The 2,648-nt window shown below is 66.4% G+C and carries 4 protein-coding genes; all 4 read left to right on the top strand.

The genetic code is table 11. The annotated features are described in order from the left end of the window. The first annotated feature begins 49 nt into the window (after positions 1-49). Complete coding sequence (locus tag EN780_RS31725) at positions 50-793, top strand: FadR/GntR family transcriptional regulator (protein ID WP_128276240.1); 744 nt, start codon at positions 50-52, stop codon at positions 791-793. Position 794: 1 nt separating this feature from the next. After that, entirely contained in the window at positions 795-1,232 is a 438-nt protein-coding gene (locus tag EN780_RS31720; RefSeq protein ID WP_127393842.1) for a VOC family protein, read from the top strand. 81 nt (positions 1,233-1,313) lie between these two features. Next, positions 1,314-2,342, top strand: a complete 1,029-nt coding sequence (locus EN780_RS31715; RefSeq protein ID WP_128276241.1) for an ABC transporter substrate-binding protein — start codon at positions 1,314-1,316, stop codon at positions 2,340-2,342. Beyond that, positions 2,342-2,648 (top strand): ATP-binding cassette domain-containing protein (locus tag EN780_RS31710; protein WP_128276239.1); only part of this gene is annotated, 307 nt, incomplete at its 3' end. The genes EN780_RS31715 and EN780_RS31710, both read left to right, overlap by 1 nt.

Below are 2,648 nucleotides of genomic sequence, written 5' to 3'. Positions count from 1 at the left end.
AGGTTCTGAAGAACCCCGGCTGACAGCTGCCGCCAACGGAGACCGTTCCATGAAGCAAAGACTGGCCGCCATCGGCACCGTCGAAACGCTGCCGCACCGGGTCGCTGCCTTCCTCAGCCGCGAGATCGAATCGGGCGAGCTCAATCCGGGCACACGGCTGCCGACGGAACAGGAGCTTTCGGAAAAGTTCGGCGTCAGCCGCAACGTGGTGCGCGAGGCGATCGCCCAGCTTCGCGCCGACGGCATGATCGAGGCCCGGCAAGGCGTCGGCGCCTTCGTGCTGGCGCCGGAGCAGCGCGCCTCGATCCGCATCGACGGCGAGGCGCTGAAGGACAGCGAGAACATGGAGCGGCTGTTCGAGCTGCGCTGCATCCTCGAGGCCGAATCCGCGGCACTTGCCGCCGAGCGGCGCGGACAGGAGCACCTCGACGCCATCAAGGCAGCGCTCGACCGCATGAGCGGCGAGGAGCGCTGGGAGGAAGGCAGCATCGATGCGGACCTTCTGTTCCACCGCGAGATCGCGCGCGCCACCGGCAACAGCTACATCCACACCTTCATCTCCTTCGTCTGCGAACAGATCCGCCGCTCGATCCACTACGCCCGCCTGACCAACCCGCTGCACGATCTGGTCGAGGTCAATGTCGGCGAACATGTGCGCATCTACGAAGCGCTGGTCGCCGGCGATCCCAGCGCCGCCGAGGCAGCGATGCGCGCCCACATCATCGGCGCGGCGGAGCGCGTCGGCGTCAAGCTGCCGGCAGCGCGGCGCAAACAGTCCGGCAAGGGAAAGTAAAATGCCGATCGGGGACACAAACGCAATTTCGGATGTCTGCCTGCTCGTCGAGGACATCGAGCGCACGGTGGCGTTCTATGTCGAGAAGCTCGGCTTCCGGCTGCGCCGCCGCGCCGAGGGTTTTGCCGACTTCCATGGCGAGGGCGTGACGCTTGCCGCCTGGGAGATCGACCACATCAACCGGCATACCGGCGTGTCCAAGCTGAGATCGCCGCGCCAGGCGCACAAGGTCTGCGTGGCGGTGCGGCTCGACAGCCCCGGCGAGATCGACCGGCTGCATGGCGAGCTGAGCGCCAAGGGCGTGCCCTTCTATGGTCCGCCGGAAGACTATGTCTGGAACGCGCGCTGCGCCTACTTCACCGATCCCGACGACACGCTTTGGGAATTATACGCCTGGCTCGACGGCGGCCCCGGCGACTACCACGACGAACAGCCGTAGACGTCGCGCCGTGGGAGCGGCGCGCAATGAAGAAACCTCTTGCAACAGGAGCGAAAAATGAGTGGGAACAAGCATTTCGACATGAACCGCCGAAGCTTCGTGAAATCCGGCATCGCCGCCGTTGCCGCCGCGTCCGCCGGCATGCAGTTGGTGCTGACGCCAGGCGCCAAAGCGGCCGGCAAGGTCGTCATCCAGTATGACTGGCTGATGTCCAACGGCCAGATCGGCGATATCGCGGCCGTCGCCAACGGCTATTTCAAGGACGCCGGACTGGAGGTCGAGTTCAGCCCCGGCGGGCCGAACGCAGCGACCGTGCCGCCGGTGGTCTCGGGCGCCGCCCAGCTCGGCCAGTTCTCGGAAACGCCGCAGCTCTACGCGGCGCGCGCCAGCGGTGTGCTGGTGAAGATCATCGCCTGCGGCTTCCGCACCGGACCCTATGCCTTCACCTCGAAGCCGGCGAAGCCGATCCGCGGCGTTGCCGACCTCAAAGGCAAGAAGATCGGCATCCAGCCGACGGCGCGGTTCGTCATCGACGAGATCCTGGCCAAGAACGGCATCGATCCGTCGGAAGTCACCATCGTCAATGTCGGCTTCGACAAGGCGCCGCTGGTGCGCGGCGATGTCGACGCCATCGGCGGCTGGATCACCAACACGCAGGCGCTGAGCGTCGTCGGCGACGACCGCATCGACCTCCTCGTGCGCGATCTCGGGCTTAGTTCCTACGCCGATGTCTATTTCGCCACCGACAAGGCGATCGAGGAGAATGCAGACACGCTGGCGAAGTTCATCGGCGCCGTCGCCAAGGGTTGGGGCTGGGTGCATGCCAACCCGCAGGAAGCGGTGAAGAAGATGGTCGCCGCCTATCCGGAGATGGATCTCGGCTGGGAGGAAAAGACGATCAACCTCGTTCTCAAGCTTTCCTTCGACGGCGCCACCGCCAAGGACGGCTGGGGCACGTTCGACCCCGCCTCCATCGAGGAGCAGCTGGCGCTGCTCGACAAGGTCGGCCAGTACCCGAACGGCCGGCCGGCGGCCGCGGATGTCTACACCACCAAGATCCTCGAACTGTCGGCCGCCGACCGGCCCAAGCTCGACGCGCCCGCCGCCTGATGGCGAACGCGATCGAGGCAAGCCGACTGGATGTCGGCTATGGCGTCCGGCAGACGGCGGTGAAAGTTCTCGCCGGCCTCGACCTCACGGTCGCGGCCGGCTCCTTCCTGTCGATCCTCGGCCCGTCGGGATGCGGCAAGTCGACCCTGCTGCGCGTGGTCGCCGACCTGCTCGACCCGCTCGGTGGCACGATCAGCGTGCTGGGCGACACGCCGCATGCGGTGCGCACGCGCCGTGATGTCGGCTTCGTCTTCCAGGATTCGACGCTGCTGCCCTGGCGCACGGTGCGCGACAATGTGCGTTTGC

The sequence above is a fragment of the Mesorhizobium sp. M4B.F.Ca.ET.089.01.1.1 genome, assembly GCF_004022605.1.
Taxonomy (GTDB): Bacteria; Pseudomonadota; Alphaproteobacteria; order Rhizobiales; family Rhizobiaceae; genus Mesorhizobium; species Mesorhizobium abyssinicae.
Note: the sequence above shows the minus strand (reverse complement) of the source record. Positions and strands in the feature narration are given on the sequence as shown.